Origin of the sequence: Rhizobium deserti (assembly GCF_004358025.1) — a bacterium.
Taxonomy (GTDB): domain Bacteria; phylum Pseudomonadota; class Alphaproteobacteria; order Rhizobiales; family Rhizobiaceae; genus Neorhizobium; species Neorhizobium deserti.
On sequence record NZ_SMTL01000001.1, the window covers coordinates 991,824 to 1,007,836 of the forward strand.

The 16,013-nt window shown below is 61.4% G+C and carries 14 protein-coding genes; 7 read left to right on the plus strand and 7 right to left on the minus strand.

Annotation, left to right across the window (positions count from 1 at the left end):
* The first annotated feature begins 7 nt into the window (after nucleotides 1-7).
* The 5 genes from E2F50_RS04760 to olsE all read left to right on the plus strand — a co-directional run bounded on the left by E2F50_RS04760 (nucleotide 8) and on the right by olsE (nucleotide 6,625).
* Nucleotides 8-1,633: an alpha-D-glucose phosphate-specific phosphoglucomutase gene (locus E2F50_RS04760; RefSeq protein WP_133315245.1), complete on the plus strand. Its 1,626-nt coding sequence runs from the start codon at nucleotides 8-10 to the stop codon at nucleotides 1,631-1,633.
* An 86-nt stretch (nucleotides 1,634-1,719) separates the two neighbouring features.
* On the plus strand, nucleotides 1,720-3,663 hold the full coding sequence (glgX, locus tag E2F50_RS04765; RefSeq protein ID WP_133314874.1) for a glycogen debranching protein GlgX: 1,944 nt from the start codon (nucleotides 1,720-1,722) through the stop codon (nucleotides 3,661-3,663).
* Nucleotides 3,664-3,737: 74 nt separating this feature from the next.
* Nucleotides 3,738-4,223: a MaoC family dehydratase gene (locus E2F50_RS04770; protein WP_133314875.1), complete on the plus strand. Its 486-nt coding sequence runs from the start codon at nucleotides 3,738-3,740 to the stop codon at nucleotides 4,221-4,223.
* 54 nt (nucleotides 4,224-4,277) lie between these two features.
* Entirely contained in the window at nucleotides 4,278-5,519 is a 1,242-nt protein-coding gene (locus E2F50_RS04775; RefSeq protein WP_133314876.1) for an SAM-dependent methyltransferase, read from the plus strand.
* 101 nt (nucleotides 5,520-5,620) lie between these two features.
* Nucleotides 5,621-6,625, plus strand: coding sequence for an ornithine lipid hydroxylase OlsE (olsE, locus tag E2F50_RS04780; RefSeq protein WP_133314877.1), 1,005 nt, complete (start codon nucleotides 5,621-5,623; stop codon nucleotides 6,623-6,625).
* Between the two features lie 56 nt (nucleotides 6,626-6,681).
* Here the strand turns inward: olsE and E2F50_RS04785 are convergent, their stop codons facing one another.
* From E2F50_RS04785 to E2F50_RS04805, 5 genes are all read right to left on the minus strand, one after another.
* Nucleotides 6,682-7,251 carry a sarcosine oxidase subunit gamma gene (locus E2F50_RS04785; RefSeq protein ID WP_133314878.1) on the minus strand — a complete coding sequence of 190 codons (570 nt, stop codon included), beginning with the start codon at nucleotides 7,249-7,251 and terminating at the stop codon, nucleotides 6,682-6,684.
* Nucleotides 7,244-10,219: a sarcosine oxidase subunit alpha gene (locus tag E2F50_RS04790; protein ID WP_133314879.1), complete on the minus strand. Its 2,976-nt coding sequence runs from the start codon at nucleotides 10,217-10,219 to the stop codon at nucleotides 7,244-7,246. Before E2F50_RS04790 ends, E2F50_RS04785 begins: the two co-directional genes overlap by 8 nt.
* Nucleotides 10,216-10,572: a sarcosine oxidase subunit delta gene (locus E2F50_RS04795; protein WP_133314880.1), complete on the minus strand. Its 357-nt coding sequence runs from the start codon at nucleotides 10,570-10,572 to the stop codon at nucleotides 10,216-10,218. Before E2F50_RS04795 ends, E2F50_RS04790 begins: the two co-directional genes overlap by 4 nt.
* A gap of 19 nt (nucleotides 10,573-10,591) precedes the next feature.
* A complete protein-coding gene (locus E2F50_RS04800) occupies nucleotides 10,592-11,845 on the minus strand; it encodes a sarcosine oxidase subunit beta family protein (RefSeq protein WP_133314881.1) in 1,254 nt (417 codons plus the stop codon).
* A gap of 156 nt (nucleotides 11,846-12,001) precedes the next feature.
* The gene (locus E2F50_RS04805) at nucleotides 12,002-12,976 is read right to left on the minus strand and encodes a zinc-binding dehydrogenase (protein WP_133314882.1); all 975 of its coding nucleotides are present in this window, start codon (nucleotides 12,974-12,976) and stop codon (nucleotides 12,002-12,004) included.
* Nucleotides 12,977-13,236: 260 nt separating this feature from the next.
* Here E2F50_RS04805 and rpsU point away from each other — a divergent pair, with 260 nt between their 5' ends.
* Both rpsU and E2F50_RS04815 read left to right on the plus strand, forming a co-directional pair.
* Nucleotides 13,237-13,485 carry a 30S ribosomal protein S21 gene (gene rpsU / locus E2F50_RS04810; RefSeq protein ID WP_133314883.1) on the plus strand — a complete coding sequence of 83 codons (249 nt, stop codon included), beginning with the start codon at nucleotides 13,237-13,239 and terminating at the stop codon, nucleotides 13,483-13,485.
* A gap of 124 nt (nucleotides 13,486-13,609) precedes the next feature.
* Nucleotides 13,610-14,500, plus strand: coding sequence for a tetratricopeptide repeat protein (locus E2F50_RS04815; RefSeq protein WP_133314884.1), 891 nt, complete (start codon nucleotides 13,610-13,612; stop codon nucleotides 14,498-14,500).
* Between the two features lie 345 nt (nucleotides 14,501-14,845).
* On the opposite strand, the gene E2F50_RS04820 is transcribed toward E2F50_RS04815, so the two are convergent.
* Nucleotides 14,846-15,070 carry an aa3-type cytochrome c oxidase subunit IV gene (locus E2F50_RS04820; protein WP_133314885.1) on the minus strand — a complete coding sequence of 75 codons (225 nt, stop codon included), beginning with the start codon at nucleotides 15,068-15,070 and terminating at the stop codon, nucleotides 14,846-14,848.
* 179 nt (nucleotides 15,071-15,249) lie between these two features.
* Nucleotides 15,250-16,002, minus strand: a complete 753-nt coding sequence (locus tag E2F50_RS04825; RefSeq protein ID WP_133314886.1) for an N-acyl amino acid synthase FeeM domain-containing protein — start codon at nucleotides 16,000-16,002, stop codon at nucleotides 15,250-15,252.
* Nucleotides 16,003-16,013 lie beyond the last annotated feature (11 nt).

Below are 16,013 nucleotides of genomic sequence, written 5' to 3' on the forward strand. Positions count from 1 at the left end.
GACCACGATGAAGACCGTCACGACTGCTCCCTATCAGGATCAGAAGCCGGGAACCTCCGGCCTGCGCAAGAAGGTCCCGGTCTTTGCCCAGGAAAACTATGTCGAGAATTTCATCCAGTCGATCTTCGACAGTCTCGAGGGCTTTGAAGGCCAGACCCTGGTGATCGGCGGCGACGGCCGCTACTACAACCGCGAAGTCATCCAGAAGGCGATCAAGATGGCCGCTGCGAGCGGCTTTGGCAAGGTCATGGTCGGCCAGGGTGGCATCCTGTCGACGCCTGCCGCCTCCAACATCATCCGCAAATACAAGGCATTCGGCGGCATCATCCTGTCGGCCAGCCACAATCCCGGCGGTCCGACTGAAGATTTCGGCATCAAGTACAATATCGGCAATGGCGGACCGGCACCGGAAAAGATCACCGATGCGATTTTCGCCCGCTCCAAGGTCATCGACACATACAAGATCGCCGATGTCGCCGATATCGATCTCGATCAGGTCGGTTCCTTCGATGTCGCCGGCATGGAGGTCGAGGTCACCGATCCGGTCGCCGATTATGCCGAACTGATGGAGAAGTTGTTCGACTTTCCGTCGATCCGCGCCCTGATCGCCAGCGGCTTCAACGTCGTCATCGATTCCATGGGTGCCGTGACCGGCCCCTATGCCCGGGAAATCCTGGAAAATCGCCTCGGCGCGCCGGAAGGTTCGGTCCGCAATGCTGTTCCACTGCCGGATTTTGGCGGCCATCACCCGGACCCGAACCTCGTGCATGCCAAGGAACTCTATGACGACGTGATGAGCGAGAGTGGCCCGCATTTCGGCGCTGCTTCCGATGGCGACGGCGACCGCAACATGGTGGTCGGCAAGGGCATGTTCGTGACCCCGTCCGACAGCCTGGCGATCATCGCCGCCAATGCCACGGCGGCGCCGGGCTATGCCAAGGGGATCGCCGGCATCGCTCGCTCCATGCCGACCAGCGCCGCTGCCGACCGGGTTGCTGAAAAGCTCGGCATCGGCATGTACGAAACCCCGACCGGCTGGAAATTTTTCGGCAATCTTCTCGATGCCGGCAAGGTCACGGTCTGTGGCGAAGAAAGCTTCGGCACCGGCTCCGACCACGTGCGCGAAAAGGACGGCCTTTGGGCTGTGCTCTTCTGGCTCAATATCCTCGCCGCCCGCAACGAAAGCGTCGCCGAGATCGTCAGGAAGCATTGGGCCGAATACGGCCGCAACTATTATTCCCGCCACGACTACGAAGAGGTCGATTCGGACGCAGCCAATGCTCTGGTCGCCGCCCTGCGCGAAAAGCTGGCCACCCTGCCCGGCCAGAGCTTCGGCGCACTGAAAGTGGCAAGCGCCGATGATTTTGCTTACCACGATCCGGTCGACGGCTCGGTGTCCAAGAACCAGGGCGTGCGCATCCTGTTCGAAGGCGGCTCCCGCGTCGTCTTCCGCCTGTCGGGCACCGGCACGTCGGGCGCAACGATCCGCGTCTACGTGGAGCGCTATGAGCCGGATCCATCTCGCCACAATATCGAGACGCAGGAGGCGCTGGCCGACCTGATCGCGGTGGCGGACGAGATCTCCGAGCTCAAGAAGCGTTCGGGGCGTGACGCACCGACGGTCATTACGTAAGGCGGCCGCTGTAAACCGGGGAGATTACATATGCACCTACTCCTCTCTGCCCTGCCGGGCATCTCCCCGCACGAGGGGGCTAACCTATGACGTCTGCGCCAAAACTCGGCGTAACTCTGGCTGAAAAGCTGGCGGAGTTCGCCGTCTGGTCCGAACACGCCGAGCGGATCGATCTCTGCCTGTTCGATGCCGATGGTGTGAAGCAGATCGCCGACTACGCGATGCAGCGCGGCGACGACCACATCCACCGCATCGAACTCCCTTCGATCAGGCTCGGCCAACGCTATGGGTTTCGCGCCCATGGCACCTACGATCCCGACCGGGGCCTGTGGTTTGATCCGTCCAAGCTGCTAGTCGATCCCTACGCCCGCGAACTGGACCGTCCCTTTGTTCACGATGCCAAGCTGTCGCAATTCGGCATGGACACAGCCGACCTCGTGCCGAAGACGATCGTCGCGCAAATGATGCCGGCGAATGTCGGCAAGCCTATCCTGCCGGCGGGCGGTTTCATCTATGAGGTCGCGGTCAGACCTTTCACCATCTTGCATCCGGATGTGCCCGAAAACATCCGCGGCACAGTCGCAGCACTTGCCCACCCCGCCGTCGTCGCGCATCTGAAGAAAATCGGCGTCGACGCGGTCGAACTTATGCCAATCACCGCCTGGATCGACGAGCGGCATCTTCCCCCACTGGGACTGACCAATGGCTGGGGCTATAACCCGGTCGCCCTCATGGCGCTCGACCCGCGGCTCTGCCCCGGCGGTCTCCGGGAACTGCGTGACACGGTGGCGGCGCTGCACGAGGCCGGCATCGGCGTGATCCTCGACCTCGTCTTCAACCATTCCGGCGAAAGCGACCGCTACGGCGCGACGCTGTCCATGCGCGGCCTCGGCAACCTCAATTATTACCGGCATGTGCCCGGAGAGCCAGGTCATCTGGTCAATGATACCGGCACCGGCAACACGGTCGCCTGCGACCACCCGATGGTGCGCAGGCTGATCATCGACACGCTGCGGCATTTCGTGCTGCATGCCGGCGTCGATGGCTTCCGCTTCGATCTGGCGCCGATCATCGGCCGCACCGCGCATGGCTTCGACCCGAACGGCGAAACCCTGACGGCGATGCTTTCCGACGAGGTGCTGAAAGACCGCGTGCTGATCGCCGAACCATGGGATATCGGCCCAGGCGGCTACCAGCTCGGCAATTTCCCGCAGGCTTTCCTCGAATGGAACGACCGGGCCCGCGATGACCTGCGCCGCTACTGGCGCGGCGACGAATGGATGACCGGAGCCCTCGCCACCCGCCTTGCCGGCTCATCCGACATCTTCGAGCGCTCCGGGCATACAAGAACGGTCAACTTTCTGGCCGCGCATGACGGCTTCACGCTGATGGACCTCGTTTCAAACCGCCACAAGCACAACGAGGCGAATGGCGAGGACAATCGCGACGGCCACGGCGAGAACATGTCCTGGAACAATGGCGTCGAGGGTGGGACAGACGATCCGCAGATCCTTGCGAACCGCCGCCGCGATGTCGAAGCGCTGCTCTCGACACTGTTTGCCACCAAGGGCGCGGTGATGCTGACCATGGGTGACGAGGGCGGCCGCAGCCAGCGGGGCAACAACAATGCCTATGCGCAGGACAATCCCATCACCTGGCTGGATTGGAACGCACTGGACCCGGTGCTGGTCGAACATACGGCACAGCTTTCGGCGCTCCGTAAGCGCTTCGCCGTGTTTTCCCATAACCGTTTCTTCGACGGCGACGGCGATGTCGAATGGCTCGCCGCATCCGGGCAGCCGATGCAGGTTCAGGACTGGGAAGATCCAGGCAATCCGGTTCTCGGCATGCTGCTGAAGACGCTCGATCGCCAGACAAACAAAGCCATGCGCCTAGCCGTGCTCTTCAATCGCGGCCACAACGTTGCGAGCTTTGCTTTGCCCGGCGCCGGCTGGACGCGGCTTCCTTCCGGCGAAACCTGGAGCGAACAGCTCCCCGCCCGCTCCGTGTGTTTCTGCATCCAAGACTGAAATGCCGTGAAAAAGCCGCTCGCCAAGCCTTCCAGACTCTGTAAAGTCGGCATTCCAGCATTAATGAGGGTCGCATGCGTGAAATTTCGCTCGGGGATGTCCCGGGCCTCGTCGGCAAGGAACTTGGCACATCCGAATGGATAACCATCGACCAGACGATGATCGATCTCTTTGCCGACGCTACCCACGACCACCAGTTCATCCATGTCGATCCGGCCCGCGCAGAAGCCGAAAGCCCTTTCGGCGGCACCATTGCGCATGGTTTCCTGACGCTATCGCTTCTCTCCACCATGAATTTCAACACCGTTCCGAAGATCCGTGAACAGACCATGGGCATCAACTACGGTTTCGACCGGGTGCGGTTCATGTCGCCGGTTAGGAGCGGCAGCCGCGTGCGCGGCCATTTCACATTGGCGGAATGCCGCTTTCGGGGCGCCGGCATGCTGATGACCACCTATGACGTTTCCATCGAAATCGAGAACGAGAAGAAGCCCGCCCTGACCGCCTGCTGGATTACCATAGTTCAGTTCGATCCGAAGGATCGTCCCGAGGGCGTCTGACGCCCAAGCCTACGCATCGCATGCCCTGTCGCCTGTTTATCCCTGCGAGGTCCGATGTTTCCGCTGTCTCACATGATGAAATCCTTCATCCGCAAGGGCCGCCTGACGGTCATCGATGCAGACGGCAACCGGCATGTCTTTGCCGGGACGCCAGGCATAGAAGTGACGATGCGGCTGACCGACAAGGCGCTCTACCGCACTCTCGTCTTCAATCCCGAGCTTGCGGCTGGCGAGGCTTATATGGACGGCACGATGCGCTTCGAGGACGGCTCAACGCTGCGCGACTTCCTCATGCTGTTTTCGGTCAACCGGCTGTCGCTCGGCTCCTACCCGCTGCAGAAGGCACTCCGGGCCATCAAGATGCGGTTTCGCAAGCACCAGCAATCCAATCGGAAGGGCCAGGCACAACAGAACGTCGCCCATCACTACGATCTCGGCAACGAGTTCTACAAACTCTTCCTCGACGAAAACATGCTCTATTCCTGCGCCTATTTTCGCGATCCCGGCGAGACGCTGGAACAGGCGCAGCGCAATAAGCTGCGCCTGCTCGCGTCGAAGCTCTGCCTGAAGCCGGGCATGACGGTCCTCGACATCGGCTGCGGCTGGGGGGATCTCGCGCTTTATCTTGCAAAGCTGGAGAATGTCCGGGTGACCGGCGTGACGCTGTCAAAGGAACAGCAGAAACTTGCTTCGGAGCGGGCCCAGAAAGCGGGCTTGTCCGACCGGGTCAAATTCGAACTGCGCGACTATCGCGACGTCGCTGGCCCCTTCGACCGCATCGTTTCGGTCGGCATGTTTGAGCATGTCGGGGTACATCACTATGACGAATTCTTTGCCAAGGTGAACGACCTGATGCCGGACGACGGGCTGATGGTGCTGCATTCCATCGGCCATATGAGCCCGCCTGGCATGGCGAGCCCCTGGCTGCGCAAATATGTCTTTCCAGGCGCCTATTCGCCGGCGCTGTCTGAAGTCTTTGAGGTCACCGAACGCAACAGCCTCTGGGTCACGGATCTCGAATTTTTGCGCGTCCACTACGCTACGACGCTGGCCCACTGGACGCAGCGCTTCGAGAAGAACCGCGACCAAGTGATTGCGCTCTATGACGAGCGTTTTGCACGGATGTGGGAATTTTATCTGATCAGCGCCGAGATGATGTTCCGCACCGGCAGCCAGCTTGTCTTCCATATGCAGCTGTCGCGCAAGCGGGACGCAGCCCCGATCGTCCGCGATTATATCACCGACAAGCAAAGAGAATATATCGAGCGGGAAAAGGCGCTTGATCTCAGCCTCTGAGGATCACGGGAAGGGCGGATGACTGCGCTGAAAGCATGTGCAATACATCGCTCTACTGAAAGAATTTATTGAAGGTCATTGCCAAGGATCGAAGACAAACCATGAGGCAATTTTCCGCTTCGCATTTCTACACCATTATCTCATGCCTGGTCTGGCCGGCCGTGTTCTGCGGCGGGCTGATCGGCGCCTATTTCGCGTTCCAGTCCTCGTCCCATCTAATGTGGTTCAACGTGGTTTATCTGTCGGTGGTGGCGGTCATTGCCTTTTTCGAATGGCTGATGCCCTATGAGGAAACCTGGCGGAAGAAGGATGGCGAGACCTTTAACGATATAGCCCACACACTGCTGAACAAGGGCGGCGTCCAGTTGGCGGCCGCTCTCGGCGCCTCTGCGCCCATGGCGGTAGCAACCGTCGCCCTTCCCGCCTTCGCTTCGCCGCTGGATATCTGGCCGCATGCCTGGCCGCTCTTCATTCAGGTCGTGCTCGGGCTCGTCGTCGCCGAATTCGGCCTTTACTGGGCGCACCGGCTTGCCCACGAAAAGAACTCGCTTTGGCGCTTTCACGCCCTGCATCATAGCGTCGAGCGGCTTTGGGTCATCAATACCGGACGCTTCCACGTCATCGACTCGGTGATCAAGATCGCGCTCAGCCAGATCCCGCTTTATGTCTTCGGGGCGCCTTTGCCCGTCTTCCTGTGGATCGGTGCCGTGACCGCCTTCATCGGTCTCCTCACCCATTGCAATATCGACGTGAAGACCGGCGCACTCGACTGGCTGTTCAGCACGCCGCGTCTGCATCGCTGGCATCACTCCAAACTGCTGGACGAGGGTAATACCAATTACGGCGAAAACCTCGTTCTGTGGGATCAGGTATTCGGATCCTATTTCAATCCGCCGCGGCCGTCATCGACGCAGATCGGCATCAGCGGTCGCGTCGCAAGAACATTCTGGGGCCAGCTCGTCCAACCCTTCACCACAAAGGGTTACCGGGAGATCATGGGTCGCAAGCCGAAGCAGCCTGCGACCTTCGAGGGTCAGAACCGGTCGACTGACGCCGGTGTGACCATGCCGGTGCCATCTGGCGCGGATTCCATCCCCGCCGAGTGAGGCATGGAGGCGGTGTCCGACCGCCGCCTTAATAGCTTCCTCTGCAGAGCAAAAAATTAAGCGGAGAGCGCCGCATCCTGCGCGCCGGCGGCAAGCAGTCCGAACGCGTAATCGGAGAACGAGCGCCATACCTCGACCCGGAAAGCATCTTCCGCCGTTCGCAGGAGCACGATCTCGACTTTGCCGAACAGCGTGCGCGAACAGGCGCCGACCGGGAAGACAGCCAGCGACAGGTCTTGCGGACAGCCCCCATTGATGGCCGCCGCCGCACCCGGTCCTGAAACGAGGATAGCCGTATTGCGGTGGGACACGTCGGTCGCCGAGTGAAGCACGCCCGAGTCCGTGGCGGCCTGCAGAAGCCCGCCGTGATCTTCGTCGATGACCAACCATTCGTCCGGCCCAAGCCACAATGCCGTACGGCCGTTCACGCAAACCGAGGTCTTCGGCTTTACCGGCAAGCTGATGCCGAGGGATGCCGACAGGGCTGCGACGTCTTCCGCCCTTGCCCGCAGCGACAAGCGCGCGGCAGGTGGAGCCGCTTCCAGCCGTACGACCGAGGAGCCGCCATGATGGCCGGCAAGCGGCAGCGTGCGGGTCGCCAGATGATGAGAACCAAGCTCAGCCATGGATGCGGCCTCCTTCCTTGTCGAAGAATACCAGGTCGGTCACTTCGACGGCAATCGTCGTTTCCTTCATCGGCACGTAGAGCGTTTCACCCATCCGCGCCCTGCCGCCGGCAACCAGCGCGAAGGCGATTGAGCGGCCGCAGTTCTCCGACCAGTAGGCGGAGGTCACGTGGCCGAGCATGGTCATCGGCTTCGGCTGGTTCGGATCGGCGACGATCTGCGCGCCCTCCTCCAGCACCAGGGTCGGATCCCTGGTCATCAGCCCAACGAGTTGCTTGCGACCGTCGCGCACGAGATCGGGCCGTTTCAGCCCGCGGATGCCGACGAAATCGGTCTTCTTCTTGGAGACCGCCCAGGAAAGCCCGGCATCGTCCGGCGTGACAGTGCCGTCCGTATCCTGACCGACGATGATATAGCCCTTCTCGGCGCGCAGCACGTGCATGGTCTCGGTGCCGTAGAGGCAGGCACCAATTCCCTGCGCCCGTTCCCAAATCGCCTTCCAGACATCAGGACCGTAATCGGCCGGCACGTTGACCTCGAAGCCGAGTTCGCCGGTGAACGACATCCGGAACAGCCGCGCCGGCACGCCCATGACGCTGCACTCGGCAACGCTCATGTGGGGAAAGGCTTCGTTGGAAATGTCGAGACCTTCGACGAACGGCTGGATGATCTCGCGCGCCTTCGGGCCCTGCACCGCGATCACCGCCCACTGTTCGGTGGTCGAAGTCAGCCAGACCTTCAGATGCGGGAATTCGGTCTGCAAATAGTCTTCCATGTGATGCAGCACGCGCGGCGCGCCGCCGGTCGTGGTGGTCACGTGGAAGCGGTCTTCGGCCAGCCGTCCGACCACGCCGTCATCATAAATGAAGCCGTCTTCGCGGGTCATGATGCCGTAACGGCTCTTGCCCGGCTTCAATGTATCCCAGGCATTGGTGTAGAGAAGGTTGAGGAACTGCGCCGCATCGGGGCCGACCACCTCGATCTTGCCAAGCGTCGAGGCGTCGAACACGCCGCCCACGTCGCGCACCGTCCGGCACTCGCGGTTGACGGCGGCATGCATGTCCTCGCCGCGCCTGGGGAAATACCAGGCGCGCTTCCAGTTGCCGACATCCTCGAACTCGGCGCCGGCCTGAGCCTCAAGCGCATGCATCGGCGTCTTGCGGGCCGGGTCGAACAGCTCGCCGCGGGAGTGCGCCACCAGCGCTCCGTAGGTCACCGGCGTATAGGGCGCGCGGAAGGTCGTTAGCCCCACCTGCGGGATCGGCCGGTCGAGCACTTCGGCGGCGATCGCCAGGCCGTGCATGTTGGAAAGCTTGCCCTGGTCGGATGCCATGCCATTGGTGGTGAAGCGCTTGATATGCTCGATCGAATGCATGCCTTCGCGCACCGCAAGGCGAATGTCTTTGGCGGTCACGTCGTGCTGGAAATCGACGAAGGCCTTGACCGCCGTGTCCGGCCCGGCGCCTTCGGCAGCGCCGATCATGCCGCCAGTCCATTCGAAGCGGTTCTCGGCCGTCACCGCGATGCTGCCACCGCCGGCCGCAATCGCCTCGCCGACGAGATCGGCGATATCGTCGGTGCCGTTGCAGCCGCCGACCGACACGCAGTTCTGGGTGTAGATATGCGGCAGGAAGCGCTGGTTCGCCTCGTCGAAGCGCAGCTTGCCGCGCGACTGCGAGAACAGGTGCACGGACGGCGTCCAGCCGGCCGACATGATCAGCGCATCGATTTTGATCTTGCGGGCGTTGGCGCCGCCATTGCGCACCACGGTCATCGACGCGACCCGCAGCCGGCCCGACGTGTCCGTGACCGAATGGCCGGTCAGCACGTCGATGCCGAGCGCCCGCGCTTCCGCCAGCACCGCCTCGCCCGGATCGGTGCGGTTGTCGACGATCGCGGCGATCGAAACGCCGGCGCGCTTCAGGTCGAATGCCGCTTCATAGGCGCTGTCATGTGCCGTGTAGACGCCGACATTGCGGCCGAGTGCGACGCCGTGATGGTTGAGGAAAGATCGCGCCGCCGAGGCCAGCATAATGCCCGGCCGGTCGTTGTTGGAAAACACCATGTGCCGCTCGATCGCACCGGTGGCGATCACCACGCGCTTGGCCCGCACCTGCCACAGCCGCTCGCGCGGCAGGTTGCGGCCCGGACGCGCGAGGTGATCCGTCACCCGCTCGACCAGGCCAAGGAAGCCGTGATTGTAGTAGCCGAACACGGTCGTGCGGGTCAGCAGCGTGACGTTCGGCATTGCCTTCAGTCTGGCGGCCGCGTCTTGAGCCCAGTCGTAGCCGTTCTGGCCGTCGATCGTGGTGGCCGCATCGTGATGCAGCGCGCCGCCGACTTCCGGCTGCTCGTCGACCAGAATAACCGTGGCGCCCGTTGCTGCCGCCGATAGCGCCGTTGTCAGCCCCGCCACGCCGGCCCCGGCGATCAACACATCGCAATGGGCAAACCGGTTGGCGTAGTGATCCGGATCCTCTTCCTTTGGTGCTTCGCCAAGACCGGCGGCCCGGCGGATGAAGGGTTCGTAGATCTTGGCCCACGCCTCTTTCGGCCACATAAAGGTCTTGTAGTAGAAGCCGGCGGCGAAGAACGGCGACAGCATGTCGTTGAAGGCGCCGATATCGTGCTTCAGCGACGGCCAGCGGTTCTGCGAGGCGATCTTCACGCCGTCGAAGACTTCCTGCACGGTGGCGCGCACGTTCGGCTGGCGGCGGGCACTGTCCCATGAGACGTCAAGCAGCGCGTTCGGCTCTTCCGGCCCCGCGGACAGGATGCCGCGCGGGCGGTGATACTTGAACGAACGTCCGACCAGATGCACCCCATGCGCCAGTAGCGCCGAAGCCACCGTATCGCCTTCCAGTGCCGTATAGGTCTTGCCGTCGAAGGTGAAGCGCGCGGTACGCGCCGGCGTATGGCGTCCGGCACCCTTGATGCGGAATGCACCGATGTTGGAAGAAGAGCTCATCGCGCATCTCCTTCCGTCTGTTCCCAGGTCTCAACGACCTTGTCCTGGGCCGCTGCCAGGGCTTCCTCCACCGCTGCGATCGGCTGCTTGGGCAGGTCTGCTTTGTAGGTCAGCAGGAACTTGTCGCTCACCGTGTCGCGCGCCGCATTGAAGAAGCGGCCGCAGCCATGGATATGCCGCCAGCGCTCATAAGTCAGACCCTTTTCGTTGTTGCGCAGAAAGAAGAACTCCGTGAATTCCTCGTCGGAAATCGCCGCGATGTTCTCCGGCCGCGCAATATGCGCCTCGCCGCCCCAGCGGAATTCCAACTCCGAGCGATCTTCTTCGCAATAGGGGCAATGGATCAAAAGCATCTCGTTTATCCCCTATCGTTTAATGCGCCACCGCGGCCGCTGCCGCCTCGTCAATCAGCCGCCCCGTCCGGAACCGGTCGAGGTTGAGGCCGGCGGCGAGCTTGTGCGGCTCGCCCTTGGCGATCAGGTGGGCGAACAGGTTGGCCGAGCCCGGCGTCGCCTTGAAGCCGCCGGTGCCCCAGCCGCAATTGACGAACAGGCCAGGAACCGGCGTGACACCCTGGATCGGCGAGCGATCCGGTGTGTTGTCGGTAATGCCACCCCACTGGCGCATCATCTTGACGCGGCGAAAGATCGGGAACAGTTCGCAGATCGCATCCAACGTATGGGTGATGATCTGCAACCCGCCGGTCTGGCTATAGGAGTTGTACTGGTCGGTGCCGGCACCGATGACCAGCTCCCCCTTGTCGGATTGCGAGATATAGGCATGCACCGTGTTCGACATCACCACGCAGGGGAAGATCGGCTTCAACGGTTCCGACACCAGCGCCTGCAGCGGATTGGAATGCAGCGGCACGCGCACCCCGGCCATTTCCATCACCACCGACGAATGGCCGGCGGCCGATACGCCGATCTTCTTGGCGCCGATGAAGCCCTTCGAGGTCTCGACCCCCTGGACTTCGCCATTCGGGCCACGGCGGATGCCAGTGACTTCGCAGTTCTGGATGATGTGGACGCCCCGATCCGAAGCGGCGCGCGCATAGCCCCAGGCGACGGCGTCATGGCGGGCGGTGCCGCCGCGCCGTTGCAAGGCGGCGCCGTTGATCGGGTAGCGCGCCGTCTTGGCAATATCGAGAACCGGCACGAAGGCCTTCGCCTGTTCCGGCGTCAGCCACTCGTTGTCGATGCCGTAGAGCCGGTTGGCGTTGATATGCCGCTTGAACGACTGCATGTCATGGGTGTTGTGCGACAGCATCATCACGCCGCGCGGCGAATACATGACGTTGTAGTTGAGATCCTGGCTCAGGCCTTCCCACAGCTTCAGGGAGTGCTCGTAGATGTCCATGCTCTCTTCATAGAGATAGTTCGAGCGGATGATCGTGGTGTTGCGGCCGGTGTTGCCGCCGCCGAGCCAGCCCTTCTCAATCACTGCGATATTGGTGATGCCGTGCTCTTTGGCGAGATAATAGGCGGCGCCGAGCCCATGGCCGCCGGCGCCGACAATGATCACGTCATAGGAGCTGCGCGGCTCCGGCGAGGTCCACTGCTGCTCCCAGCCCTTATGAGCACGCATCGCCTCGCGGGCTATGGCAAAAACCGAATATTTGCGCATTGCGCCTCTGCTCCTCGATCGGCCGGGTACGATACTTTGCGTAGTGCCATACCCTTCGCAAATCAACATGCGCCGCAATAGCTGTTTTGCGACGCAGGAGGCGATTGTTTCGACACGGCCGATTAAGCGGCAATCCAGGTACCCTTAGTTTTGGTGTCAGGGACGGATGAGGACCTTGCCCTTGCGCCCCGGTTCCGCCGCCGCAGCAGCGGCTCTGGCAACATCATCCAGGCCGAAGACCTCAGAAACCGTCAAGCTGACGTGCCCGGCAGCGACGGCTTGGACAATCTCGCCGATCAGGCTGCGCATCTTCTCAGGTGTGAGGGTCGGCGCGATCTTGGCAAGCCAGAAGCCCTTGATCACCGCCTGCTTGAAGACGACATCACTGGCCGACAGCTGCATCGGCTGCCCCGACATCAAACCGAACGAGACGAGAAGGCCGTTTTCGCCCAGCAGGGACAGGAGCTCTCCCGAAGCAGTGCCGCCGACGCCGTCAATAGCCGCCTGAATCGGCTTTCCCGCGGTCAGCGCCTGCACCCTCTCCTGCCAGCCCTGCTCGGATGTCGAAACCACGTTTTCGATGCCGAGGTCGGTGAGCTCATTGACCGCCTCATTGCGCCGAACCAGATTGACGACATTGATGCCGCGCGGCTTTGCAAACATGGCGAGTGCCTTGCCGACCGCGCCGTTGGCGGCATTCTGGACGATCCAACTCCCTTTCTCCACGCAGATGAAGTCCAGCAAGGTCAGGGCGCTGAGCGGCATCGAGATCAGCTGGGCGCCCGCCTCGTCGCTGATGGAATCGGGCAACGGCACGGCGGCTGCGGCCTGCGCGAGGTAAAACTCTGCCCAGGTGCCCTTGCCGGATGCGGCGACCCTCTGCCCCACTTTCAGATGCGTCACACCCTCGCCCACGGCGTCCACGATGCCGGCAGCCTCCGTTCCCGCCACCGCCGGCAGGTCGGGCTTTACGCCATACTGGCCGCTCACCGTCAGCAGATCATGATTATGGATGGCCGCCATGGTCATCCTGATCCTTACCTCACCGGCAGCGGGTTCGGGAAGCGCCTTCTCCTCCAGGACAAGAACCTCCGGGGGCTTGCCGAATCTCGAATAGATGGCGCTGCGCATGAAAATCTCCGCATTGTTTGGGATCAGGTAAACATTAGCATTTGTCGTCCGATATAGGCCGACTGGAATGCGCGGGAAGCCATCACGATTTTATCGAACACTTTTTACGAGAACAGCAACCTGAATATCTGGACTTGCCGCGCCTCTTCTGCTATGCCGCGTCGCAAATCGCTCATGCTGCGGCTTGAGTATACGAATTTTTTCGCCTTGGATTCGGTGCACGAGCTGGGCGATGAACCAAACAAAGGAACGGGATTCACGTGCAGGTACTTGTCCGCGACAACAACGTCGACCAGGCGCTCCGCGCTCTCAAGAAGAAGATGCAGCGCGAAGGCATTTTCCGCGAAATGAAGATGCGCGATTTCTACGAGAAGCCTTCTGAGAAGCGTGTTCGTGAAAAGGCCGAAGCTGTTCGCCGGGTTCGCAAGCTGGCTCGCAAGCGGATGCAGCGCGAAGGCCTTCTGCCGGCGACCCCGCGTCCGGCTGCAACTGCACGTCCGGCTCGCTGATCGGCCGTTTTTTCGACGTTTTCATGTGCTTGTAGGGCGGTGGCGACAAGGGCGCCGCCGCTTTTTTTTGATTTAGCCCGATCCAAGAACCTGCTCCACATCCCGATATGAGGAAACGCGCCTGATGGCCGCCACGAATGCCGTTCTGAAAGATGGAATCCGAAACCCCGGCCCTTTCGCGATCGCTTCCCGCGCCTATGGCACAAAACTTCTTCCCGTAGCACTGTCGGGTCTCTTGGCGCTTGCCGGTTGTTCCACGACCACCACGTCGAACGATATGATCACCGTCGACCGTGCGCAGGGTAGCGCGGAAAACATTACCTCTTTGTCTTCCGTCATTCAGTCCAATCCGCAGGATCCCGAGGGCTACAACAGCCGCGGCACCGCTTACGGCAAGGCGGGCGATTTCCGCCGCGCCTTGGACGATTTCAACCGCGCGATCCAGCTGAACCCGCAATTCTACCAGGCCTACGCCAACCGGGCGCTGGTCTACCGCAATATGGGTAAGCCGGTGGATGCGGCCAACGACTATAACCGAGCGCTCCAGATCAATCCGAATTACGACGTCGCGCTGATCGGCCGCGGCAATATCTACCGTCAGGCTGGACGGTCAAACGAAGCCTTCAACGATTTCAGCCGCGCCATCGAACTGGAAACCACCGATGGCCGCGCCTGGCACAATCGCGGCCTGATCTATCAGACCCGAGGCCAACACGCTCAAGCGATCGACGACTTCTCTAAGGCGATCTCTCTCTCGGCGAACTCGCCGGAGCCCTATAATGGCCGAGGCATATCCTACGTCGCCTTGAACGACGATGACAATGCCTTTGCCGATTTCAACCGCGCGATCGAACTCAACGACAAGCTTGCCGAATCCTGGGCGAACCAGGCGCTTGTCTATGAACGTCGCGGCGACAGGGCACGTGCCAACAAATCCTATTCGCATGCCGTGCGCCTCGACCCGAATTACAAGCCGGCCCAGGACGGCGCCGCCAGAACGCGCGGCAACAGCTGATTCTTATCCGAGCTTCGCCGCCACAAGGCAGAGATGGCGACATCGGATAGGTCTGCCTTCAGTCGCGATGATGATTTTCTGGATCACAGGCACAGGCGGAGAATGACGCACGCATGTGTGGAATTATGGTTATCGGTGCCTTCGTCGCATGGCATCTTGCGCGGCAGGCGATTAGGTTCGTCTTGTCGCAACAGCGCTCGGGTGGCGTTGCCACTGCCGATTCATTGCCTGGATCGCCGCTGATTGGAGCAGTCCGCTCGAATATTCCCAGCTGCGCACACGCTTAGTAATTGAATGGAAGCGGCTGGCCGAAGACGTTATGGACCTCCTCCTGCGCCAAACCGGTCAGCGCAGCAGGAAAACGCCCGCAATGTTCAGCACGATGAACACGAACAAGCTGCCGATAATGCCAACGCCACCGAAGAAGCCGGCTGCCATAGCGATCATCAGCACGACGATAGCCATGGTTCCCCACTTTGCTCCGGCCAGAAACATTTCGTAGGTTCTCTCGTGCTCCGCATAATCCATTGGAGCACCGGTTTCGGCTGGCGCGCTGTGGTGGTTGTCCATCAGTCTCGTCTCCTCAAACGAACAGCTATGCGGCACCTGATCGGGGCCCGCGTGCAAACTCTGGCGACACCCGCACCCATGGTGCAAATCGCTGCCAATCTCTCTTCAGGAATTACACAAAGCGGTCCCAAAGCGCAATGGCAGCGCCTTGCTCAACGAACCGCCACCAAGCCCTATCGCTAGCTCAGCAAGAGCTGGACCGCCGGCTTGGAAGCGAGCCGCGCCGTGGGCAGGATAGTCAGCGGCGGCACGGCGAGCTGCGCGGCGCTTTCGAACATCAGCCGCCGCTCATAGGCTTCTGACTGAAAGATCGGAAATCGTCTCATTACGGTGGAGCGGACATCGCGCACATTGGAGGCAAGCAGCGTCAGTTCGAAGCCGTAGCTTTTGGCTATGGTCGGCGGAACCACGACCTTTGCCGCGAAAACACGACGGTAGAAGGCTGCATGAGGCGGCCGGATGTGCTGGAGCACCCGGTCGGTGCCGAAATGAATGGCGCCCATGATGCTCGGCCTCAGCGTCACATAAGGGAGAAGCGGTAGCTCCCCGACGATTGCTGGGTCGACGGCGAAACGGGCCGGATCGATTAGCGTCATCCCAGCGTCGAGGAACTGGGTAACGGCTTGCGGGAACACGCCGCTCGACTGGCATACGCGGTGGTCCGGCGTCACGTGGTGGACGCGGATCGTTCCGGCCAATTCTTCGTAGAAATAGATGCCAAAGACATAGGCATGACTGTCGAAATCGATCTCGTCCAACATGCTGCTCGCGCCGACGGGCAGCACGTTTTGCATCTTGTAAGCCTTGTAGCGCAGCCGAGCGATATCCTCGTAATCCTCATGGCTTTCTATGCGGCGGTATTCAACGTGATCGAGGGCATCCAGCAGTTTGACGGAAAATGACTTCGAATTAGGCACATCGTTCTGCTGCATACGGATTTCTC

Coding starts and splice junctions, on each gene's coding strand:
- E2F50_RS04760 (WP_133315245.1), top strand. CDS start 8: ATGAAGACCGTCACGACTGCTCCCTATCAGGATCAGAAGCCGGGAACC.
- glgX (WP_133314874.1), top strand. CDS start 1,720: ATGACGTCTGCGCCAAAACTCGGCGTAACTCTGGCTGAAAAGCTGGCG.
- E2F50_RS04770 (WP_133314875.1), top strand. CDS start 3,738: ATGCGTGAAATTTCGCTCGGGGATGTCCCGGGCCTCGTCGGCAAGGAA.
- E2F50_RS04775 (WP_133314876.1), top strand. CDS start 4,278: ATGTTTCCGCTGTCTCACATGATGAAATCCTTCATCCGCAAGGGCCGC.
- olsE (WP_133314877.1), top strand. CDS start 5,621: ATGAGGCAATTTTCCGCTTCGCATTTCTACACCATTATCTCATGCCTG.
- E2F50_RS04785 (WP_133314878.1), bottom strand. CDS start 7,251: ATGGCTGAGCTTGGTTCTCATCATCTGGCGACCCGCACGCTGCCGCTT.
- E2F50_RS04790 (WP_133314879.1), bottom strand. CDS start 10,219: ATGAGCTCTTCTTCCAACATCGGTGCATTCCGCATCAAGGGTGCCGGA.
- E2F50_RS04795 (WP_133314880.1), bottom strand. CDS start 10,572: ATGCTTTTGATCCATTGCCCCTATTGCGAAGAAGATCGCTCGGAGTTG.
- E2F50_RS04800 (WP_133314881.1), bottom strand. CDS start 11,845: ATGCGCAAATATTCGGTTTTTGCCATAGCCCGCGAGGCGATGCGTGCT.
- E2F50_RS04805 (WP_133314882.1), bottom strand. CDS start 12,976: ATGCGCAGCGCCATCTATTCGAGATTCGGCAAGCCCCCGGAGGTTCTT.
- E2F50_RS04815 (WP_133314884.1), top strand. CDS start 13,610: ATGGCCGCCACGAATGCCGTTCTGAAAGATGGAATCCGAAACCCCGGC.
- E2F50_RS04820 (WP_133314885.1), bottom strand. CDS start 15,070: ATGGACAACCACCACAGCGCGCCAGCCGAAACCGGTGCTCCAATGGAT.
- E2F50_RS04825 (WP_133314886.1), bottom strand. CDS start 16,002: ATGCAGCAGAACGATGTGCCTAATTCGAAGTCATTTTCCGTCAAACTG.